Source organism: Paracoccus amoyensis, from assembly GCF_014490725.1.
Taxonomy (GTDB): Bacteria; Pseudomonadota; Alphaproteobacteria; order Rhodobacterales; family Rhodobacteraceae; genus Paracoccus; species Paracoccus amoyensis.
This window is the reverse complement of record NZ_JACOQL010000005.1, coordinates 223,033-243,827: the sequence shown is the minus strand read 5'-3', so window position 1 is coordinate 243,827 and position 20,795 is coordinate 223,033. Positions and strand designations below refer to the sequence as shown.

18 protein-coding genes, 1 tRNA gene and 2 pseudogenes are annotated in these 20,795 nt (G+C 60.2%); 2 read left to right on the top strand and 19 right to left on the bottom strand.

All coding sequences use genetic code 11. The features are described 5' to 3' along the window. Nucleotides 1–4: 4 nt before the first annotated feature. From H4P12_RS16630 to H4P12_RS19315, 4 genes are all read right to left on the bottom strand, one after another. Complete coding sequence (locus H4P12_RS16630; protein WP_187794784.1) at nt 5–502, bottom strand: hypothetical protein; 498 nt, start codon at nt 500–502, stop codon at nt 5–7. Between the two features lies 1 nt (nt 503). Continuing rightward, the gene (locus H4P12_RS16625) at nt 504–1,565 is read right to left on the bottom strand and encodes a DUF4123 domain-containing protein (protein ID WP_187794783.1); all 1,062 of its coding nucleotides are present in this window, start codon (nt 1,563–1,565) and stop codon (nt 504–506) included. 4 nt (nt 1,566–1,569) lie between these two features. Then, nucleotides 1,570–3,966 (bottom strand): type VI secretion system Vgr family protein, encoded by a 2,397-nt coding sequence (locus tag H4P12_RS16620; protein WP_187794782.1) that lies wholly within the window; start codon nt 3,964–3,966, stop codon nt 1,570–1,572. A 956-nt stretch (nt 3,967–4,922) separates the two neighbouring features. Then, nucleotides 4,923–5,147: a PDZ domain-containing protein gene (locus H4P12_RS19315; RefSeq protein WP_187794877.1), complete on the bottom strand. Its 225-nt coding sequence runs from the start codon at nt 5,145–5,147 to the stop codon at nt 4,923–4,925. Here H4P12_RS19315 and H4P12_RS16610 point away from each other — a divergent pair. Further along, nucleotides 5,113–5,442 (top strand): annotated as a pseudogene (locus tag H4P12_RS16610) (conjugal transfer protein TrbE); the annotation flags it as partial. The gene H4P12_RS19315 and the pseudogene H4P12_RS16610 sit on opposite strands and share 35 nt — an antisense overlap. 287 nt (nt 5,443–5,729) lie before the next feature. Here the strand turns inward: H4P12_RS16610 and H4P12_RS16605 are convergent. The 10 genes and pseudogenes from H4P12_RS16605 to H4P12_RS16560 form a co-directional block, all read right to left on the bottom strand. Then, nucleotides 5,730–7,340, bottom strand: a complete 1,611-nt coding sequence (locus tag H4P12_RS16605) for an amidohydrolase family protein (protein WP_223115856.1) — start codon at nt 7,338–7,340, stop codon at nt 5,730–5,732. After that, complete coding sequence (locus H4P12_RS16600) at nt 7,252–8,817, bottom strand: ABC transporter substrate-binding protein (protein WP_187794781.1); 1,566 nt, start codon at nt 8,815–8,817, stop codon at nt 7,252–7,254. Before H4P12_RS16600 ends, H4P12_RS16605 begins: the two co-directional genes overlap by 89 nt. Before the next feature lie 45 nt (nt 8,818–8,862). Beyond that, complete coding sequence (locus tag H4P12_RS16595) at nt 8,863–9,825, bottom strand: ABC transporter ATP-binding protein (RefSeq protein WP_187794780.1); 963 nt, start codon at nt 9,823–9,825, stop codon at nt 8,863–8,865. Beyond that, nucleotides 9,822–10,808 carry an ABC transporter ATP-binding protein gene (locus H4P12_RS16590; RefSeq protein ID WP_187794779.1) on the bottom strand — a complete coding sequence of 329 codons (987 nt, stop codon included), beginning with the start codon at nt 10,806–10,808 and terminating at the stop codon, nt 9,822–9,824. The genes H4P12_RS16595 and H4P12_RS16590 overlap by 4 nt, the downstream gene beginning before the upstream one ends. Further along, on the bottom strand, nt 10,801–12,297 hold the full coding sequence (locus H4P12_RS16585) for an amidohydrolase family protein (protein WP_187794778.1): 1,497 nt from the start codon (nt 12,295–12,297) through the stop codon (nt 10,801–10,803). Before H4P12_RS16585 ends, H4P12_RS16590 begins: the two co-directional genes overlap by 8 nt. Continuing rightward, nucleotides 12,297–13,493: an amidohydrolase family protein gene (locus tag H4P12_RS16580; RefSeq protein WP_187794777.1), complete on the bottom strand. Its 1,197-nt coding sequence runs from the start codon at nt 13,491–13,493 to the stop codon at nt 12,297–12,299. Before H4P12_RS16580 ends, H4P12_RS16585 begins: the two co-directional genes overlap by 1 nt. Before the next feature lie 2 nt (nt 13,494–13,495). Continuing rightward, nucleotides 13,496–14,437 (bottom strand): ABC transporter permease, encoded by a 942-nt coding sequence (locus H4P12_RS16575; RefSeq protein WP_187794776.1) that lies wholly within the window; start codon nt 14,435–14,437, stop codon nt 13,496–13,498. Between the two features lie 11 nt (nt 14,438–14,448). Then, a pseudogene (locus H4P12_RS16570) lies at nt 14,449–15,416 on the bottom strand (ABC transporter permease). Nucleotides 15,417–15,627: 211 nt separating this feature from the next. Next, nucleotides 15,628–16,392, bottom strand: coding sequence for an aspartate/glutamate racemase family protein (locus tag H4P12_RS16565; protein ID WP_187794775.1), 765 nt, complete (start codon nt 16,390–16,392; stop codon nt 15,628–15,630). 11 nt (nt 16,393–16,403) lie between these two features. Further along, nucleotides 16,404–17,021: a flavin reductase family protein gene (locus H4P12_RS16560; RefSeq protein ID WP_187794774.1), complete on the bottom strand. Its 618-nt coding sequence runs from the start codon at nt 17,019–17,021 to the stop codon at nt 16,404–16,406. 137 nt (nt 17,022–17,158) lie between these two features. Here H4P12_RS16560 and H4P12_RS16555 point away from each other — a divergent pair, with 137 nt between their 5' ends. Then, entirely contained in the window at nt 17,159–17,827 is a 669-nt protein-coding gene (locus H4P12_RS16555) for a GntR family transcriptional regulator (RefSeq protein ID WP_187794869.1), read from the top strand. A gap of 611 nt (nt 17,828–18,438) precedes the next feature. Here the strand turns inward: H4P12_RS16555 and H4P12_RS16550 are convergent. The 5 genes from H4P12_RS16550 to H4P12_RS16530 form a co-directional block, all read right to left on the bottom strand. Next, the gene (locus H4P12_RS16550; protein ID WP_187794773.1) at nt 18,439–18,678 is read right to left on the bottom strand and encodes a hypothetical protein; all 240 of its coding nucleotides are present in this window, start codon (nt 18,676–18,678) and stop codon (nt 18,439–18,441) included. Next, a complete protein-coding gene (locus H4P12_RS16545; RefSeq protein WP_187794772.1) occupies nt 18,638–18,808 on the bottom strand; it encodes a hypothetical protein in 171 nt (56 codons plus the stop codon). Before H4P12_RS16545 ends, H4P12_RS16550 begins: the two co-directional genes overlap by 41 nt. A 426-nt stretch (nt 18,809–19,234) precedes the next feature. Further along, a tRNA-Ser gene (locus tag H4P12_RS16540) sits at nt 19,235–19,324 on the bottom strand. Between the two features lie 39 nt (nt 19,325–19,363). Then, complete coding sequence (gene phaR / locus H4P12_RS16535; RefSeq protein WP_187794771.1) at nt 19,364–19,990, bottom strand: polyhydroxyalkanoate synthesis repressor PhaR; 627 nt, start codon at nt 19,988–19,990, stop codon at nt 19,364–19,366. A 151-nt stretch (nt 19,991–20,141) separates the two neighbouring features. Further along, the gene (locus H4P12_RS16530) at nt 20,142–20,591 is read right to left on the bottom strand and encodes a Phasin (RefSeq protein WP_187794770.1); all 450 of its coding nucleotides are present in this window, start codon (nt 20,589–20,591) and stop codon (nt 20,142–20,144) included. Nucleotides 20,592–20,795: the final 204 nt, after the last annotated feature.

Genomic DNA, 20,795 nt, shown 5'->3' with positions numbered 1-20,795 from the left:
CATCCTATCGGTATATGCGATTCGGGCGCAGCGGTGCCGACCGACCTCCCCAGCGGTCAGCATCTGGCGTCGTGATCGAACAGCCAAGGCCCCGAGCATCAGCGGTCTTATTGCGAAGGCGAGTCTGCTTTTGTTCGTACTGCATTAAATGTCCTTCCCAGCTTCCGATTTTTACGCCGTTCACGAAAAGCGGTGAATGGTTAGAGTAAGCTCGATTGAACAGGTCATATTGGTCGATTTCCATATCTCTGTAACGGCTCTCTATTTCATCGCGCAGCCCTCGGATCTCGTCATTGAGAGGTCCGCATTGTGGCGGTTCACATGTCGAGCAAGCTTCTGCGCCGGTTTGTGCTCCCGATAGATTTTCTTCTGCATCATCGTCAGCACCTTGAACCATCAGAGCGCCGATACCTAATGCAAGCAAGGCAACACCGCCACAAACGAGCGCCTGAGGGCCTGTACAGAGCGCAGCACCCACTGGAGCCAAAGCAATAGCAGCCATTTTACCTCCTTGATGCCCTGAAGGCGACCATTGCCATCAGATCGCGTACTCGTTCGTCTGCAGTTTTCCTCCCATCCGGCACCGCAACATAGTCCGCAATTTCCTTCTGGCTGCTCATTCGCCCACCGGCGACAACTTGCAGAAAGCACCATCGCCCCATGGCAGCCTCGCTACGAACTCCGTACGCGTGCGCCTCGCTCATATAGCGCCCAGCCATCGCATCCAGCGTTGCGTCGTCCAAGCTGCGCGTTTGATCGGGAGCCACACGGCGCAGATAGGCGGTAATGCGCCTTCTGTTGTGTTGAATTCGGATGCCCTCGGTTCGGCCTACCGTCTCCATCGAAATTCTCAGATGACCGCGGTGGGGATCGGGCAAGTCCTCCGGTCTGTCGGTACGCCACCAGGTTTGACCGTTTGCCCAATCGGATACTGGCGCGAAGATCAGGCTTGTGGCCGGACCATAGAAGCGCGCAACCTCCAGTGCACTCATCGCCGCCAGTGTCTGCGCCAACACGTTGGCATCTGCATGGCGAAACAGGACGAGGGTATGGGTATCTGGCTTCTCTAGCCGCCGAATTTCGTCGGTTTCTGCGGGCTGCGGCTCCTCATAATCCGGCAGCGCCGCTTTCGGGTAGAGCACCACATTAATCCCCCTGAGATGCTTGTAGAGGGCTTCGGCGCCTGCGGGGCATTGCCAGAAGACGGCGGCGGGGCGGTTGGCGATGAGGGTCATCAGCGCGGGAATGGTTTCCTGCGGTTGGCGGCCGGTGATCTTTTCCGGGCGCTCATCCAGCCAGACCATATGCGGGGCGGTGATGATCTGTTCGGGGTTGTTGTCGCCACGATCCAGATAGAGCGGGCGGCTGACAAAATCGCCCATCATCAATTCCTGCGGCAGGTTGTCGAACTGCGCACCGTCGAGAACCGCGAAGACCGGGGCGGATTGGTGGTCCATTGCCAGCAAAGCTTCTTCCAGTGAGCCTGGGGCCTGCGCTTCCGTTTTCGGTTCATCGTGCGCGGGTTTGTTCGCCGCGCCCAGCGACCAAGGATCGTCCTGCTGCATCGACCTACCTCACGAACGGCGTTGCGGATTTGGCCATGGCGCGGAGGCATTTGCTGCCTTCGCCGGGGCCGCCGGACTTGAAGTCGATGGCGTTGCCCTCGATCAGCACCTTCAGCCCGCGGATGCGGACGCCGGATTTGTTGATCTCGACATAACCGCCCGGTGCTGACAGCAGCAGCGTATCGTCGGCCTTGATCTCCCAGACCTTCGACGTGCCCTCGAACTTCTCCTGCGCCGAGATCTGGTAAAGCTTGCCGGAACTGTGCGCCGAACGCTGGCCGGTATGAGTCGTGTATTCCTCGCCCACATCGACGGTCTTGGTCTTGCCGACCTGCAGGCGCTGCTCGACCCCGACCTTGGTGAACTCCTTCTGGCCGACCATGGTGTTGCGGACCGCGCCGACCATGGTGTTCTTGAACAGCCCGATCTGCTCGGTCCGTGCGAGACCTATCGTGTCGGCCTTGAACTTCTCGACCAGCGTGTTCATCACCCCCGAGACCGGCATGATCGCCGAGAGGACACCGCCAAGCGCGGTGCCCGTGCCGACCTGTTCAGCCCCCGCAACCGCCTTGTTCTGACCGGCCCCGTCGAAGGCCGAGATCAGCGGGCTGGACGCAACCTCTCCGCCCACGGTCGCCGCCACAACCCCGCCCAGAAAGGCTGGGATCGAGGGATCGCCGACCTCCTCCGCCACGTTCAGCGCGTCCTTCGTGGCCTGCCCCGCGATCCCGGCAAGTGCGGCGAAGAGGCCCAGCTTGCCGCCACCAACCGTCAGGTTCATCGACCCGCCGATGCGTTCCTGATGGTTGCTGCCGATCTCGATCGACTTGTTGCTACCCACGCTTTCGATCTGATCGTTGTCCACCCGCTTCATGCGGTTGTTGAGGACCTTCAGCGTCTGGTCCTTCTGGGCGTGGATGGCAATGTTCTCCTGCCCTTGCTCATCTTCGAAGCTGATTTCGTTGAAACCCTCGCCCTTGTGGGTCTTTGACCTCCAGACGGCCTTGGTCTTATGCGCTGGCAGCGGGTACGGCGCATCGTTCTTGCCGTTGAACACATTGCCCACGACCACCGGCTTGTCGGGATCGCCTTCGAGGAATTCGACCAGTACCTCCATCCCGATCCTTGGGATGACCATGCCGCCCCAGCCGGCGCCGGCCCAGTTCTGGCTGACCCGGCAGCGCATCGAATAGGCGTTCGCCAGATCCCAGTGAAAGCGCACCAGGATGCGGCCGTATTCGTCGCAGTCGATCTCGCCCTCGCCGACGACCTCGGCGGTTTGTGGGCCCTGTACCACCGCCGCGGGCGTGCGGCGTGGCGGGGCCATGGGCGCGGTGTCGGGCATCAGGGTGTAGCTGCCGGTGAAGCTGTAGCCGTCGCTGCCCGGACCGCCCGAGCCATAGGCCTCGCTGACAAAGTGATGGCTGGCCGAGAGGCACAGATAGGTCTCACCCGTTCCCGGCACCTTGTCGCCTGACAAGATCACCCGCATGCCGGCGCCGAGGCTGACGCAATCGCCCACCGCCCGGTTGCGGCGGTCGGCACCACGCTCCTGCTCGGTCCTGAGCCCCGCCACCAGCCGGCCCACATCCTGCGCCAGATAATCGCCGGGATAGTCGAAGCTCTCGATGGCGCCTTGCGCATGGGCCGCGTCGCCCAGCCGGTCGGCCTCCATCGCCTGGGTCGGCTTCTTGAAGTTGTAATCCACCAGCCGGATCGCACCTGTGGTCACATGGCGCTCGGGCGCCCAGTCCCAGAAATGCTCCTGTTCGAACTGGTGATGGCCGTCATAGCGCTTGAACGGGCGCGACCCGATCTCCTCATGCGCCAGAACGTCATCGGTCAGGACCAGCGTGTGGCTGCCCTTGGCGTGGCGGAAATGGAAGCTGATCCCGGCCCGCTCCATCTGGCGGCGGGCGAAATCGAGGTCAGATTCGCGATATTGCACCGTGTATTCGAGGCTCGGGTAGTCCTTCGACAGGCTGATCTCCAGCGCCGGATCGCCCAAGGACGCATAGTCGGAGAGCAGCTCCTGCAGGATCTCGATGACTGTCCTGTTGTGGAAAATCCGCTGGTTCCTGCGCCGCCCCGCCAGCCAGAACCAAGGGCGCAGGGTCAGATCATAGCGATGCCCGTTCTCGCCCACGCCCGCCCACCGGGCGCTTGTGACGATGCCGTCGAAGGGCCGCAGCTGGTCATGGGCGTCAATCTCGACCGTCGCATGGGTGCCGACGAGTGCGTCAAAATCCAGATCGTCACGGGTGGCCAGCGCCTCGACGCGATACTCGAAAAGGTCATTGAGATGATCGCTGCCATCAAAGCGCAAGAGGGCCAGAACATCGGCGCCAAGCTCCGTGGTCAGACGACCCAGACGCTCGGCCTGCTTGAAAGGAGCGTTCATCGCGCCTCCGACTCGAAATCAAAAAACCTACAATCGCGGTCGTTTATACAGCGTTCAGGTGGGGATGAACAGTATCCGGGACGCCATGCGATGCCGGGACGCACTGGCCTGCGCCCGCCTTTGCGCGCTCGTGCATGTTGCTGCGACGAATCGCGCGGTGGAGTGCTATCGTGGCTGGGACCGATCTGAGGAGTGATCCGACGCGAGATTCGTTTGAACGATAGCGTTGCTCCGACTCTCATCGCGGCATTTTTGTCGGCCAGTGCCTCCGGCTTCCGGTATATGCCTGCCGTTGCAGTTTTTGGTGTTCGGTGTTGATGTGGCGTTGATATAGACGCGCGATTGACCGGTGGTATGGTGATACCGCAATCACATCTATTTGATTTTAGTGGATTTTTTGGTTGCGGGGACCCGCAACCACCGAGACCAACACTCACTCGAAGTCCTTGTATAGAAAGAGATAATATCCCTTTCTGGACACTCTTAAATGAGCCAAAATCGGTCTCGAACATAGAAGAGCCGTGACTGGCCTTTCTTCCTTGACCCTACCCGCGGCGAGATCCTTAACGGTGCCGTCTATATTACCGAAGCCACGCTCCAAGCCCTGCCGCTGGGTAAGTTCGGCTCCGGAAACCGCGACCTTGAGCTCGCGGACACCCGCGGCGAGACCCTGACAGTGAAGGCTTGAGGGTTGGGGCAGGCCTGTGCCTGCCGGTGATCTCGCGTTCCGCGGCGGACCATCACACCACCTCTTCGAGACAGCGGAGCTCGGCGCTAAGCCCGATCCGATCATGCACCGAGAACGTGGAGGCGATGGGATTGGGGGCCGAGCAGGAGGCCATCATGGATCAAAACCTCCAGGTAAAGACACAGCCTCGGGAAGCTTCGCGCGCCAAAAGTGGTCAGGGGGCGCCAAAGCACCCGTCCCCGAACCAAATACAAGACGCAGACCGGTGTCAGCGATCGATTGGGACCGCAACCGTCACAGCGCTCTCCACGCTGCCGTTCGGGACATAGCGGATCAGAATATTCGGCGTCTCGGCTGCGTCGAGATATCCGACGATGTGATCCCTGGATGTCATGCGTTGGCCATCGATCCGAAAAATCACTTCGCCTTCGCGAAGACCCGCGCGGTCAGCAGAGAAGTCGGCGGTCTTCGCCTTCGATTTCGGCGGCAGCATCCGCGCCGCCGCTCTGGCGATGGGCGGCGACTGGCACGATCTCGGCGGCGAACTGACCGATGCTGCCGAGACCTCCGTATCGCTGCAGCCGCTGTCTCGCATCCAGGAAACGGCTGAGCGCGCCTGGGCCGCCGACTGGATCGTCGCCATCCTCCGCCGCGAGGCCGTCGAGATCACGCCGGAGGTCAAGGAACATATCTGGACCGCGCTTGCCTCCGCGCCGGTCGGCGAACGCACCATCACCGGCTTCGCCGTATTGCTGCAGTCCAACGATCTGAAGCAGGCGCTGCGGGCGGCCATGACCAATTCGTGGTGGGCAGCGTCGGGTGCGCCCCTGCCCCGCCGTGGACTTGCCCGGCTTTGGTGGAGAGCGTTTAGCTCAGTTCCCGGGCCTTTCGCTCGAAGGCGATGCCTATTCCATCGATTGCCGACTCCCGTTCACCCCCGAAGCGCCCTTGGCTCAGCGGCTGCCTGAGGGGCGGGACAAGGCACGTTTTTAGGCGGCGCCGCAGGATACGCGACATGCTGAGGCGGCGCTTTCGGCCATGAGTTTGAAGAAGGATCACAAGGAGGAGCCTTTCGTCAGAACTGCGGTGGCGTGATCGGTTCGTCGAGAGTCCTATAAAGCTGCCCCCAACCAGGATCGTGCATATAGGAAGCCGCGCCAGCGCGTCTGACCAGTTTGTCAGCCTCATGCTGCGCTAAGATGAGAGCTTCAGTTTCGTCCATCCTTGTGGAGCGGCCCTGATCCAGAAGAATGCTGCCGTTTACCATGACCATTTCAACATCGGCACCAGAAGACTGGTGGATCAGTCTGTGAACCGGCATCCAGCGAGGGGTCAGGTGTGGCTTGTTCAGATCAATGACGAGGAGGTCAGCTTTCTTACCTGGCTCTAGCGAACCGATCTCATCCTCAAGCCCAAGCGCGCGCGCGGCGCCGATTGTGATCATTTCCAGCACTTTTCCGGGTGGAAAGAAGAAGCGATCGTGATTGCGAAGGACGTGCTGTACCGACTGAAAGAGACGTGCAGTCTGAAGCATGTCGAAATGGCGACTGGGCGCTGTACCGTCGGTCGTCACCGCTACGTTGATGCCGCGTGCAACCATCTCGATCACCGGCGTTGACCGGCCCGGAGGGGCATGGGTCACATGCGTGCCGGTTTCGGCGAGAATGTCGATCTCGGCAGGTGAGATGCCCCAGCAGTGTTGGAGATGGATGTCGGGGCCGAGCAGAGCGTTTTCCTTGTCCTGCCATGCCAGCCGGATATGGCCCGCAAAGGCGTCAGAATGCAGCCTGACACCATGTTTGCGCGCCAGTTCCCGTACGGCGCGCGCATGCATTCTGTCATCGGCCGTCAGCGAAACTGCCTGATCGGGGGTCGAGACATTCGACGGATCGATCGAGGGCACGATTGTAAACGGTGTCAGATAGACGCGGATCCGTCCATCGGCGCTGCCATCGAGGGTCTGGATTGCGGCCTCGGCGCCTTCCATCATTTCGGGAAAACTTATGCTGCGACGGATGGGTTCGCCGGTCTCCCAACGCGTCACGTCACGTGGCCACGGCAAACCTGCGGGGCCGGTGCAGATGATCTCGCGCAGGCCGATCTGCGCATAGGCGCGCGCATGATTGACGGCAAATTCCGGATCGTCGCTGCGCGGCATGGACGAGATGATGCTGACACCTGTCGTCACCCCCGCCCGCAGCCGTTCGAGTCCCGAGACAAGGCCGTCCGCATACCAGAATTCGCGCGTCGTCGCGTGATAATAGATCGGCGTGACAATTTTCATCCACTGCGGCGTGAGGTCGGATGCGATGCTGCGGATCAGGCAATGACCTGCATGGCCGTGCGCGTCGATCAGGCCGGGAATAATGATCTTGTGACGGCAGTCGATGATCCGGTCGCCGGGTTCTACTGCGACCTCGGCGTCAGCGCCGACCCGATCAATGCGATCACCGACGACGCGAACCGCGCCGTTCTCGATGATGCGCCGCTTGGGATCGACGGGGATAACGGTCGCGTGGCGGAAAATGGTAGCGGTCATGGCTGTCTCGAGGCTGTCAAGCTGACGGCGCCCGAAAGGGGCGCCGTACGGGTCATGGTCATTCGGTGACGGTGGTAAACCAGTGACGCGGCTTGTTGTCGGCGCGCAGATCGATTTTCTCCACCCGGTCGCGGCTGGCCCAGGCAATTGGCTGTTGGTGCAACGGGATCAGCAAGACCTGCTCCTTGGCGATACGCAACGCCTGCTCCTCAAGCTGGAGCCGCTCGGCAGGGTCAGTTGCTTCGGCCGCTTGTTTAACAAGGGCGTCCAGTTCCGGCACGGACCATCCGCCGTAGTTGGCGACGCCGTAGGCATCATCCGGCGATGCCAGAACCTGCGACAGCAACGAGAATGCGTCCAGCGTGGGTTCGTTTGCCCAGCTGAGGTTGAACATCTCGGTTCTGCCCTGCGAGCGTTTGGGCGACTGGACCGAACGCGGTCCCATGTCGATATCGACCTGCATCCCGGCGCGGGCCAGCATATTCGCGATCCCCTGACACCAGTCTTCCTCGTTGATGCTTTCGTCGCTCATGCAGGTATAGGTGAAGCGCAGTGAATCGACGCCGGCTTCTTGCAGAAGCGCTGCGGCTTTTTCTGGATCCGCGGGTTCGAATGTATCAAGAGATGCGGCATAACCCGCAACTTCAGGCGCGATGAGCGAGCCGGACGGCCGCGCCAGTCCGCGCATGACGCGCTGATTGATAAGCTCGCGATCGATCAGCGCTTCCACCGCCTGACGGACCTTCAAATCGTTGAACGGGTTCGGCCGACCATCGGGCAAGGTTTCGCGCCGGTTCATCGCCAGAAAGACGGTGCGCAACTCTGTCAGGGTTTGGACGTTAATTGATGGATCCGCCTTCAGCCGTTCCAGATCTTGCATGGGCGCGCTGTCGATCAGATCGACCTCACCTGACAGCAATGCGGCGATCCGGGTCGCGGCGCTGCTGATCGGCACGAATTCCAGCCGATCGATATTGTGCTGTCGTTCGTCCCACCAGTCGGCATTCGCCAGCAATACGGTCTTGCTGTCGGGCGCGCGGCTCTCCAGAATGAACGGGCCGGTGCCATTGGTATTGTTGGTCGCATAGCCTTCGACCCCCGCTCCGAAATCAGTCGGCTTTTCGGTGTTGTTGGCCTGAAGCCAGCCCTGATCGAACACGAAGATATTGGTGATGTCGTTGAGGAACAACGACGAGGGCGTGGTCACGCCGATCTCGACGGTGAAGTCGTCGACCTTACGGATATCCTTGAAGAGCGGCATGTTGCCTTTCAGCGGCGAGGCCGGGTCGGCCGCACGCTGGAATGAGGCCACCACATCATCGGCCGTCAGATCCGATCCGTCATGGAACTTGACGCCCTCGCGCAGCTTGAAGCGCCATACGGGGCCTTCGATCAACTCCCATTCGGTCGCCAATGCGGGCTCCAGTCCGAACTCCTTGTCATAGCGAACCAGCCCCTCGTAGATGTGATTGAGGAAGGCGAGATTGGCAGTCGACGGGATCGAGTTGGGATCGAGCGAATATATATCCGCCCTTGAGCCCCATTTGACAGTGTTCTCCGCATAAACGGCGACGGCACTGACAGACAGCGCCAGTGCGGCGGCCATCGTGTTGAGAAGTTTCATGAAAGTCTCCTGTTGGCTGAGTTTTATTGTTTTGCGCGGAAGCCGTTACGCGAAGTGACAGGCAACGCTGGCCCCGTCGGATTTGCTGTCAAGCGCCGGGCGTTCGGTCTTGCAGCGGTTCTGCGCCAGTGGGCAGCGCGGATGAAATGTGCAGCCCGACGGCGGGGCCAGCGGGCTTGGCACCTCGCCGGCGACCGTGCGGCGGTCGCGGTTCGGACTGTTGACGTCCGGAATCGTTTCCAGCAGCAAGCGCGTGTAGGGATGCTTGGGATCGGCGAACAGAACTTCGGTCTCTGCCTGCTCGACGATGCGCCCCAGATACATGACGGCGATACGGTCCGACATGTGACGCACGACCGAAAGGTCATGGCTGATGAACAGATAGGTTAACCCAAGCTCGTCCTGCAGACGGCGCATCAGATTCAGGATCTGCGCCTGTACCGATACGTCGAGCGCGCTGGTCGGCTCGTCACAGACCAGAAATTCAGGCTCGGATGCCAAGGCGCGGGCGATCGAGATACGCTGGCGCTGCCCACCCGAGAACTCATGCGGAAACTTCTCGCCGTCGGCGACGCTCAGTCCGACGACGGTCAGCAATTCTGCGACGCGGTCGCTGATCGCAGCTTCGGTGTCTCGCAGCTTCAGTTCGCGCAATGGCTCGGCGATGATGTTTTTCACGCGCCATCTCGGATTCAAGGAGGCATAGGGATCCTGAAAGATCATCTGCGCCGACAAGGGTTGGCCGGATCGACCGGGCGCAAAGCGAATTTCGCCCGCGCTTGGCCGATAGATGCCGGTCACGAGCCGGGCGACCGTCGATTTGCCGCAACCAGACTCACCTACCAGACTGAGACACCCGCCTTTAGGTACGGTGAAACTTACGTCGTTGACGGCATGCAGATAACGCCGTCCCTGCCGATACAGCACCCGGTTCAGGAACGGAGACGAGACATCGAACACTCGATCCAGCCGATCAACCTCCAGTGCCGCAGCTCCGGTCACGTTCATTCGACACCTCCTTCATAAAGCCAGCACGCCGCCTCTCCGGTTCGGGTGGGCATGAGGTCCGGGCGCTCGCGCCGACAGCGTGGCCCTGCCTGTTTGCAGCGGGGATTAAAGGCACAGCCCTGCGGAATGGCGTTCAGCCGCGGCATCGAGCCGTCAATCTGGTGCAACCGCTCGACCCTTGCACCAAGCGCGGGAATCGAAGCCATCAGCCCGCGAGTATAGGGATGCGCCGGGGATTTGAGCACTTCGTCCACGGGACCGATCTCGATCAGACGCCCCGCATACATCACCGCAACGCGATCAGCGGTTTCTGCGATCACGCCCATGTCGTGCGTGACCAGCATTACGGCCGTATCGTGCTCCTTGCTCAGCTTCCGCAGGAGGCCGCTGATCTGCGCCTGAATCGATACGTCTAGCGCAGTCGTCGGTTCGTCCGCGATGATCAGGCGGGGGCGTGCTGCAAGTGCCAGAGCAATGACGACGCGCTGCCGCATGCCCCCCGAAAACTGGTGGGGGAAATGGTCGATACGTTCCTGCGGGCCGGGGATACCGACTTCTTGCAGAAGCTCGATGGCACGCGCCCGCGCCTTGGTGCGGCTGCTGCCGGGGATGTGCTGGCGAATGGTTTCGGACAGTTGCGCGCCGACCGTGAACAGCGGGTTCAGTGAGGTAAGCGGATCCTGAAAGATCGCTCCGATCTCACGACCACGGACCTTTTCCATCTCCCTGTCGCTCAATGCGTCGATCCGGCGGCCGGACAGCAGGATTTCGCCTCCTGCGATCTGGCCGGGACGTTCCAGCAGCCCCAGAATGGCCGCGCCGGTCATCGACTTTCCCGCCCCGCTTTCGCCGACGACGCCCAGGATCTCTCCGCTGCGGATCGCAAGGGAGACATCATTTAATGCCGTCAGGGTTCCGTGGCGGCCGGGAAACTCGACGACCAGATTTCGCACTTCCAGACAGGGTGAGGCTGTATCAAGCATTCTGGCTTTCCTTCACGGGATAGCTAGGAGGGAAAATCTCTGAGACGGGCGGGTGATCCCATGTTCTTGCGGGATATTGTGCGATCAGCCGGTCATATTGTTCCTGCGCACGATCGCGGGCTGTCGCCATGTCGATTCCAGCGACTTCACCAGCGCGCATGGAGAGACGGCCATCGACGAAGACGGCATCCGTCACCTTGCCCGAACCACCGACGATCAGCGTGGTGACGGGATCGACTGTCGGTGCCATGACCGGGTCGTCCAGCCGGAATACGACCAGATCGGCCTTGGCCCCCGCCGCGATCCGCCCGATATCATCGCGGCCAAGCGCACGCGCCCCGCCGAGCGTCGCGGCGTTGAACAGATCGCGACAGGCGATGCGCTCCGGACCGTCGTCGTTCATCCGGCAGGTGATGAGGCCGACGAGCAGGTTCATCAGCATGTCGGCGGGTGCTGTATCGGTGCCCATGGCGATATTGATCCCCATGTCACGCAACCGAGAAAAACTGTTCAGACTGCCGCCGCCCCGGCCCGAGACTAGCGGGCAATGCACCACCGAAACGCCGTTGCGCGCGTAATGTCCCAGATCTTCCGTTGTCGCATGTGTTCCGTGTGGCGCGATGAGCCGGTCAGAGAGAAGCCCTTCGGCCGCCATCCACGAGGGCGCGGTCGTGCCGTGTAGGGCGCGGACGGTTTCGACCTCCATCGCGCCCTGCGCCATATGCAGGCGCACCTTCATATCCAGATCCCGGGCTGCGTCCATGGTCGCGCGCAGCAACCGAAGGGTCGAGGTCTCGACCCGGTCGGGCGCGAGCATCCCCTGTACCAGCCCGTCATGGCGGCCCGTCTGTCGACCGATGTAATCGACCGCCTCGGCAAGCCCCGACAAACCGCGCTCTTCATCGAAATGTGCGCGCATGTCACCCGGTCCGTGCAGCACCATCCCGCCAGACCTAAAGGCCGGAGACAGATAGACGCGCAACCCCATCTCACCTGCGGCATCGGCGGCGGCGTCGAACTCGGCCACGCTCTCGCCCCATTCGCGATAGAACAGCGAGGCGATCGGTGCGGCCGTGGTGATCCCGTTCAACAACAGCTGTCCGAATGCGAAACGCTTCTGGAACGCCAGATCCTCGGGTGAATACATCTCGTAGGGACCGGCGTTGACATAAGATACCGGCCAGACGCGGCCCTTCTTCCAGGGCGGGTAGTGGTCGATGCCAAGTATGGTCGTGTCGAGATCGGAAAGTGCGTCAAGATCGATCAGTCCGGGCGAGATCAGTGCGTGGCCAAAGTCTGTTCGGCGCGCGACCTCGCCCTGAAAGTCATGTCCGGCAAAGATGATCCGGTCGCCCTCAATCACCACCTGACCATGTTTCAACAACACGGGTTCTGCATCACTTTGTGCCAGAACCCAATCCGCCGTCAGCAGGCTGCGGCCCTGTGGTCGGGCACCCAATTCCAGATCTGCGAGGGGGTGACTGGTCATCATGGTGCTTCCACGATGCAGGTGCCGTGACGCGCGACGACCTTGCCACCCTTGACGACTAATGGACGCGCGGCACGATTGACGACGGAATGGGCAACGGTCTGCCCGTCGAGCAGTGTGAAATCAGCCTTGCAGCCGATCGCGGCGCCATAGCCTTCAAGGCGCATCACGTCGGCGCCGCCCTGCGACACGATCTCCAGCGCCAGCCGCAAATCATCGTCCGAACGAAAGCCGTTCTTCATCCCGATTACCGTTGCGCGGTGGATCATGTCGGGCTGGCCCCACGGCCCCCAGGTGTCACGAATGCCATCGCAGCCCGCGCCGACCCGCACGCCCGCCGCCACCAACCGTTTGACGGAAGGCACCGTTGCCGAGGGCGCTCCGGTCGTCAGGATCGCGATGTCCAGTTCGGCAATCTGGTCGATCAGACTGCCGACACGAAGATGATCGTTGATGCCAAGCGCGAAAGCGTGGCTGATCGCGAATTTTCCGTTCATGCCATGCGCGCGGACGCGCTCGAAAATCAGTTCCATCGTGAATGCGCCGAGATCACCCGGTTCGTGCAGATGGATGTCGACATCGCAGCCGTGCCTGTCCGCGAGTGCGAAGAGAGCGTCCAGTTGCCCCTTGGGATCACGGTCGATGCCGCAGGGATCGATGCCGCCCAGAACTTCGCACCCGTTGGACAGCGCCTCATCCAGAAGCTCGATAGTGCCGGGCATGACCATCACCCCCGATTGCGGGAAGGCGACTAGCTGAATGTCGATGATGCCGCGCAGTTTCTGCCGCGTTTCCTGCACGCCCTCCACCAGACGCAGCTCGTGGACCGGGTCGATGTCGACATGGCTGCGAATGTGGCTGGCGCCATGTGCAGCCAGACCGATCGCGTGGCGCATCGATTGCCGGTGCGGGTCGATACCAATCGCCAGCCGGTTGTCGCGTTCGAAATCGATCCGGCTGCGCAGCACGGCGTCACGGTTGTTCTCGTGCCAGTCCATGCCCCAGGTGGTCTTGTCCAGATGGGTGTGCGAGTCGATCAGGCCCGGCCACAGGATCGCATTGCCGCCGTCCTCGGTCGTGATGTTCATGGGCGCGGAAAGGTTCTGGCCGATTTCGGCAATTACTCCGTCGCGGACCAGCACGTCAGTGGGCGCTTCTCCGAAGGGGCGGACGTTCTTCAGCAGCAGATCGGACATGATTACCTCAGCTTCGGGTTCAGGGCGTCTCGCAGCCAGTCGCCCAGCAGGTTCACCGAGATGACGAGCAGCGACAGTTGCAGAACTGGGAAGATCACGATCCACCACATGCCCGAGAACAGATACTGGTTGCCGACGCGGATAAGCGTGCCCAGTGACGGTTGCCCCGGCGGCATTCCGATGCCCAGGAAGGACAGGGTCGCTTCGGTAAGGATCGCCATGCCGAAGCTGAGCGTCGCAGCGACCAGAACCGGGGTGAGCGTGTTCGGCAGGATATGACGTCCCATGATTCGGCGTGCCGGCACTTTCAGCAGCCGGGCCGCCATTACATATTCCTTGCCTTTCTCGACAATCGTCTGTGCGCGCACCGTTCGGGCATATTGCACCCAACCAGAGATAGTGATGGCGAGCACCAGAACCGCTGACGCACCGATCTCGCGCAGATCAGGCGGCAGCATCTGCCGGACCACGGCTGAAACCAGAATGGCGATCAGGATCGTCGGGATCGACAGGACTACATCCCCGATCCGCATCAGGATATTGTCCACGAAGCCGCCGAAATATCCCGCCACGAGCCCCAGGCTCAGCCCTATGATCAACGAAAATGCCACGGATGCGATCCCGATCATCACCGAGGTTCGCGTGCCATAGAGCATTACCGACAACATGTCGCGGCCCTGGGTGTCGGTGCCCAGAAGATAGGGCCATTCGCTGCCATCCAGCCATATCGGCGGCAGTTCGGATTTCCACATGTCGAGTTGCGCCGGATCGTGGGGGTTCTGCGGCGCAATCAGCGGAGCCAGAAAGGCCGACAGGATCAGCACCAGGAGCACGAAGAAGGCCAGTCGTGCAGAGAGAGAATGGCTGAAGGACCACCAAAGATCGCTTTTGCGGGCACGGGACAGACGCGAGGTGCGCACGGGAATTGCATTCAGATCGGCCATGGAGGATGCCCCTATTTCGCGTCGCGCAGACGGGGGTCGATCACCGCATATGTGATGTCGACCATGGTGTTCAGGAAACGAAGATCAGGGCGACGATGCACAGATAGGCCGCCATTACCGGGATATCAATGAATGTCACCGCCTGGATGAACAGCATGCCCATGCCCGGCCACTGGAACACGGTCTCGGTGATCAGCGCGAAGGCGATCAACGTGCCGACGTTCATCGCGGTCAGTGTGACCACCGGCATCAGACAGTTGCGTAGCGCGTGACGAAAATAGATGCGATAGCGTGGAATGCCGCGGGCGCGCGCGAATTTAACGTAATCCGAGCGCATGACCTCCAGCATCTCGGCGCGGACCAGACGCATGATCAGCGTCACCTGATAAAGCGAAAGCGAGATCGACGGCAGGATCAGCGCCATCAGTCCAGACTGCGTCAGAAAGCCGGTGGACCACCAGCCCAAATCAACGACATCGCCCCGGCCGAAGGCGGGCAGCAGGCCCAGCGTGACCGAGAAGACGAGGATCAACAGGATGCCGACGACAAAGCTGGGCAGCGACACCCCGATGATCGAACCGAATTGCAGAATCTCGGAATACCATGTGCCACGCTTGATCGCGGTCAGAATGCCAAGGGGCAGCCCGATCAGCAGCGACAGCACCGTCGCCACTAGGACCAGTTCCATCGTTGCCGGGAACCGATCGGCGATCAGTCCCAGAACTTCCTGTCCGTTGCGATAGGAGATACCGAAATTGCCTTGCACGGCATTGGCAACGAAACGCGCATACTGGACCAGAAAGTTATCGTTCAGGCCCAGCCTTTCGCGCAGCAGGTCGCGGTCCGCCTGTGTCGATTGCTCGCTGGACATCATGTCCACCGGATCACCGGCGAGTTGAAAGATCAGGAAGGCCAGAAAAGAAACTGCCAGCATGACGAGCGCGGCGTTCAGTAGCTTCTTGATGATGACTACCAGCATGACCTTGACGGTCCTCCCCTCTTTTCAGGCAGCTTTTCATCTGCCTCGTTGGTTCTTCTGTCTGCCCCAAACTATCGCTCTTTCACGAAGCTTGAGATCGATCTCCTTGTTTGTCAATTATATTGTCGACAATTTTGTCGTCATAAAACCTGATCTATGCACAGAATGTCGCTTTCGGGACTGCGAAACAATGTTTCGCCCAGCAGACGAACTAGATGCTCGTTTGGACAGCAGCTTGGAAACCGCGGCTCCTCGATTTTGATTCGTCGCGTGAATTTCCCTTGGCGCGCGGAAAGGCATAGGCATTCGTTTTTGAGGTTTTCAGACCCGCACCGATCAGCGCCTCGGCCAGCTTGACTGCGACAATCACTCCGTCGATCACGGTCACGCCGGTATCGGCGGACAGTTTGCCTGCCAGATCCGACATCCCCGCGCAGCCCAGAACGACAGCCTCTGCGCCGTCCTCATCCCGCGCCTTGGCGATCTCGCCCAGCAGGACCGAGTAGGCGTGCGCGCGCTCGGATTCCAGCGACAGGACCGGCAGGTTGATGCTGCGCACCTTGCGGCAATGACGTTCCGCGCCGTAGCGGTAGACCAGATCCTCGATCGCGGGGACTGATCGCGGCAGGGTGGTGATGATCGAAAACCGTTTTGCCAGTACCATCGCCGCCTGCACGCCTGCCTGACAGATACCGATGACCGGACCGGCGGCAATCTCGCGCGCGGCATCAAGGCCGGGATCGTCGAAGCATGCGATCACCGTCGCCTCGGCTCCGTCAGCCTCCGCCTCGGCGATCTGGGCGAGCATCGAAGGTATCGACATCACCTCATCTGCATAACCCTCGATGCTCAACGGCGCGCCTATTCCCGTTTTTTCGATGATATCTGTCGACTTCAGAATGACTTGCCGCGCTGATCGCGAGGCTTGGGCCGTCATCGAGGAAGTCCCGTTCGGATTGATAAGAAGTAGGCGCATGCGGTTTCCGGTCACGAAAGAAGTTCGTCAAGCTGCGGCGCTTTCAGCTCGAACTGCTGATCGGCCACGATGTAATTGTCGGCATGGAGGCGCGCGATCGGATGGTAAATCGACGGATCGACATAGCGACCCGCCGGGTCCAGACAGTCGCCGCGGACATGCATATGCACGACTTCGCCCAGCACGATCACCCGCCGGGGATACTCGATCAGGCGATCGACACGACATTCCATCGCGCACGGGCTGGCCGGTAACCAACAGCAGTCGACCTGCACCCCGTCAGCAACCCGTTCGCCGGCGAGTTCAAGTTCATCCACATCGGTCTCGACCCCTAGGCCACAGACCAGCATGGTGCGTGAAAGGGGCATATCTACCATGTTGACGGTGAACTGGCCGCTGCGCCGGATATTGGCCACGGTGTCTTTCTCGCGGCCATCCAGTCGCGGCTGGATGCCAAGCGCAAGGATCGCCGGATCGTGCGAGAAGACGTTGAAGAAGCTCATCGGTGCCCCGTTATTCGCGCCCGATTGGTTGCGCGTAGTCACCAGCGCAACGGGGCGCGGTCCGACAAAATTGGTGAGCAGGCGATAGCGGTCCTGCGAATCGAGACAGGTAAGATCGAATTCCATGACATCCCTCGCTGACCTTCATCAGCTAATTCTTGTCGACTATATTGTCAACAATATTGAGGCCATTTGTATCTGGACCGGCGCGCTTCGGTCGCTGTATGTGGATGGCAAGGATATTTTCGGGGCGGGTGCGGCGCATGGATACACTGACTGTCGAGCAGATCGCAGAGCGGATCTGGTTGTCGATCGCGGATCGTCGACTGCGGCCCGGCACGCGACTAAAGGAAGCGGAGCTGGCCGAGGTGTTCGGCGTAAGTCGCGCGCGGATCCGTCAGGTTCTGGCCACGCTGGAGCGCGAAGGGTTGGTGGTCATCGAGAGCAACAAGGGTGCTGTTGTCGCGAAGCCCAGTGTCGCTGATGCAAAAGACATTTTTCACATTCGCGCTGCGGTCGAGCAGCGCGTTCTGGAGCGCCTTTTCACCGAACTGGATGCAACCAAGCTGGTCGAGATGTTCGAACATGTCGCGAAGGAACGGATCGCCAACCATAACAACAATCAGCGCGACATCATCAAACTCTCGGGCGGTTTTCACGTCATGCTGGCGGAAATGGCCGAGGCTGAGTTTCTGTGCGGTCTCATGCGCGATCTGGTGAGCAGGACTTCACTGATCATGGCGGCCTTTCGCGATACCAATTTGCACAACTGCGGCCCCGACGAGCATGAGCAAATCCTGTTACATCTGAAGAACCGGGATCTTGAAGCGGCCAAGCAGGCCATGGTGCATCATCTGGAGCATGTCGAAAGCGCGCTGAATTTGCTCCAAGATCGCGCACCTCCAAAAAGTTTACGCGAGGCGCTCGCTTGATGGGATCTTACAGCTGGAACCACGAGCAGTTCATGTCTTGTACACGACTGCGGCTTGGGCCTCGTCCCAGCACGCATTCATGACTGGCGGCTGGCTTTTTTTGCGCCGGACCTGCTACGCTCTGGCCCCCTAGTTGAGTCCTTGTTGATCCGCTTCCTAACGGGTTGCGGATCGAGCACGGCAGCATCGTTGTTGCCCAGTGGGCCAACGTTAATCCCGGTCGGATCGCCGTTCCGTTCGGTTCAGGTCCAAGACCGAGATGCCGAAAACTCCGGCCTCAAATGGTCCAAAATTGGTAGGCAGGGCAACGGTTTGATTTCTGGCGATTCTCATTCCACCATTCGACCGCATCAAGCGGCATTGAGCGGCACAACCTGCACGAAAACTGCAGCCAAGGGTTGAGGTGGCGTTGAGGTGAGCTTGTCTTGGTTAATCAGGCGGTGGGTTTTCAGTAGTGCAAGCGTCGGGACGGGAGATGGCGACACTTGGAGCAGCGGTGAGGATCCAAGCGCGGCCAGTTTTATTGCGCACAGCAGCGAGCGAAGGGAGTGTCCTAAACTTTGTGTATCCAGCCCGGTCCATGCGGTTTGGTATATGTTCAGTCCCCGCATCTATGGCAGATCGGGATGCTTGATCCGTTCCCACTGCTGCCCGTCGAAGCGGAAGATGTCCTTGTCGGCCACGGCCCAGATGACATCCCCGAAGGCCTGCGCAAAGAACGGCCCGCCCAACGCATATTCCGGATTGCTGTCGAGACGATTGAGCTTCGGCAGGCGCGGCTCGAACCGGCTGACGGCGTTCGATTGGAGGTCAAGCCGCCACAACCTGCCGGGGCGAACAGAGGCGGGCATCGATGAACTCGTCGCCACCGGTGATCTTGACGACGGCAGGGGCAAGGTTTTCCGGTTTGGCACCACGCCTCTTCGCTTTCACCGGCACCAATGTGATGTCGATCTCGCGACAGACGGTCGAGAACAGCATCAGCTATCACCGGATTGTCGATGAACGAATGCCAATCGTTGAAGGGACGCTGGGGTCGTCATCAATCCATGAGGACCTCTGAAGCAGTTTCAAGATCGGTCTGGGCGCGTCTGCCCGCCGTCCCCTGTGGCAACTGCGGTCACATGTCCAACAGTCCTCATCATTCGTGGCCTGACCAATTGATGCCGAATGGCGAATATCTGAACTCGGCGCTGCGTGTCGCATCTCAGAGGCAAATCTTGTCTGGCCTGATCCGTTATTCACGCGCCGATCCGCACATACCTTAACGTCCCGCGCCTCGTGACCTATACTCGACACGCGGCACAGGAAATCCGACCCGGTCCGGTGAAATGCTACCCGAAATGCTACCTCACCGACCCGAAGGACCATAAAATGCAGAAAAACCAGATGGATAAGAAAGGGTAATGGCGGACAGTGAGGGATTCGAACCCTCGAGACGGTTCCCCGCCTACACACTTTCCAGGCGTGCGCCTTCGACCACTCGGCCAACTGTCCGTGAAGGGCGGCATAACCCGCCCTGAAGTCGGGCGCAAGTCAGAGCTTGGCGATGCGCTTTTGAAGTTCCGCTAATTGGCGCCGAATTTCGGCCATGTCTTCGTCGCCTTCGGCGTCACCGGCCGATGTCGCGGGTTTTGCGGCACGTCCACGAGCAGGCTTGGGCGTGTTTTCCTCTTCCGTGGCTTCCGCCTGCCCATCGTCGGGCATCGGGCTGGTGTTGCCCGGCCAGCCACCCATCATCGCCTTGATGAACATCTGTTGCTGCCGCTGCATCGCATCGAAACCTGGAACGCGCACCATCGGGTTCGGGATCGACGCCATGTTTTCCATCAGCTTCGATTGGTTCTCGCGCAGCATTTCGAAACTGGCGGCAAGGAATTGAGGAACGACAGACTGGGCATTGGTGGTATAGCTGCGCACCAGATCGGTCAGCACGCCGATGGGCAGAACATTTTCTCCCCTGCCCTCATGTTCGGCGATGATCTGCAGCAGATACTGACGCGTCAGATCGTCACCTGATTTCAGATCGACAATCTTGACCTCACGCCCTTCGCGAATAAAGGACGAGATATCTTCCAGCGTCACATAGTCGCTTGTTTCGGTGTTATAGAGTCGCCGACTTGCGTAGCGCTTGATCAGCAGTGGCGTCGTTTCGGCGGCCATGCTTCCTCCCAGAACCAGTTCCGAAGCATGATGATTGCTGCACGCGCAAAAGGCAAAGGAAATCTAACGAGCGGATTTTCTGCAATTGCATCAGGGGCAAAGAAAAAGGGGCGGTGAACCGCCCCTTTTCCAGATAAGCTGAAATCAGCTCTTACTTCGAAGCCGTGGTGGCTTTTTTGACAGCAGCCTGGGTCTCTTTGGTTGCTTTTTCAGCAACTTTCTGAGCATCAGCAGCAATGTCTTTGCCAGCGGTCAGCATCAGGTCGACGGTGTCCATCTGAACTTTTTTCGCGATTTCAGCGAAAGCAGCCATGTGCTCTGCAGCAACTTCAGCCGAAGCCGAAGCGAAATCGGTGTAGGCTTTGGCGTAGTCCGAAGGCTCAGCCTTGGCTGCGGTCAGCTCACCCATGCGGGTGATGGTGTCTTGCGCCCAGCGAGCCGAGATTTCGGTCGAACGCTCAGCAGCGCCCAGAGCGACTTTTGCCAGCTTTTCGCCCAGAACGCCCTGCGATTTCAGAGCTTCCTGGTAGGAAGAAGTGTCAACGGGGAAGTTAGCCATCATGTCGCTGAAGGTCTTGGCGAAATCAGGGGTCTTAGCCATGGTATTGCTCCTAGTTCTTGCGACGATGGGATCGACAGGGAGGAAGAGACATTCGTCGCGTTTTGTATTTCGTAAGGACAATATGCATGCCGCAATGCAGCATTTCAAGTCTTTTTGCTGCGCTGCAGCAAAATATTTACAAACAAACGGCGAGGGAACTTCCCCCTCGCCGCCAGTAAATAAAATCAGCTGGTTAGGCCCTCA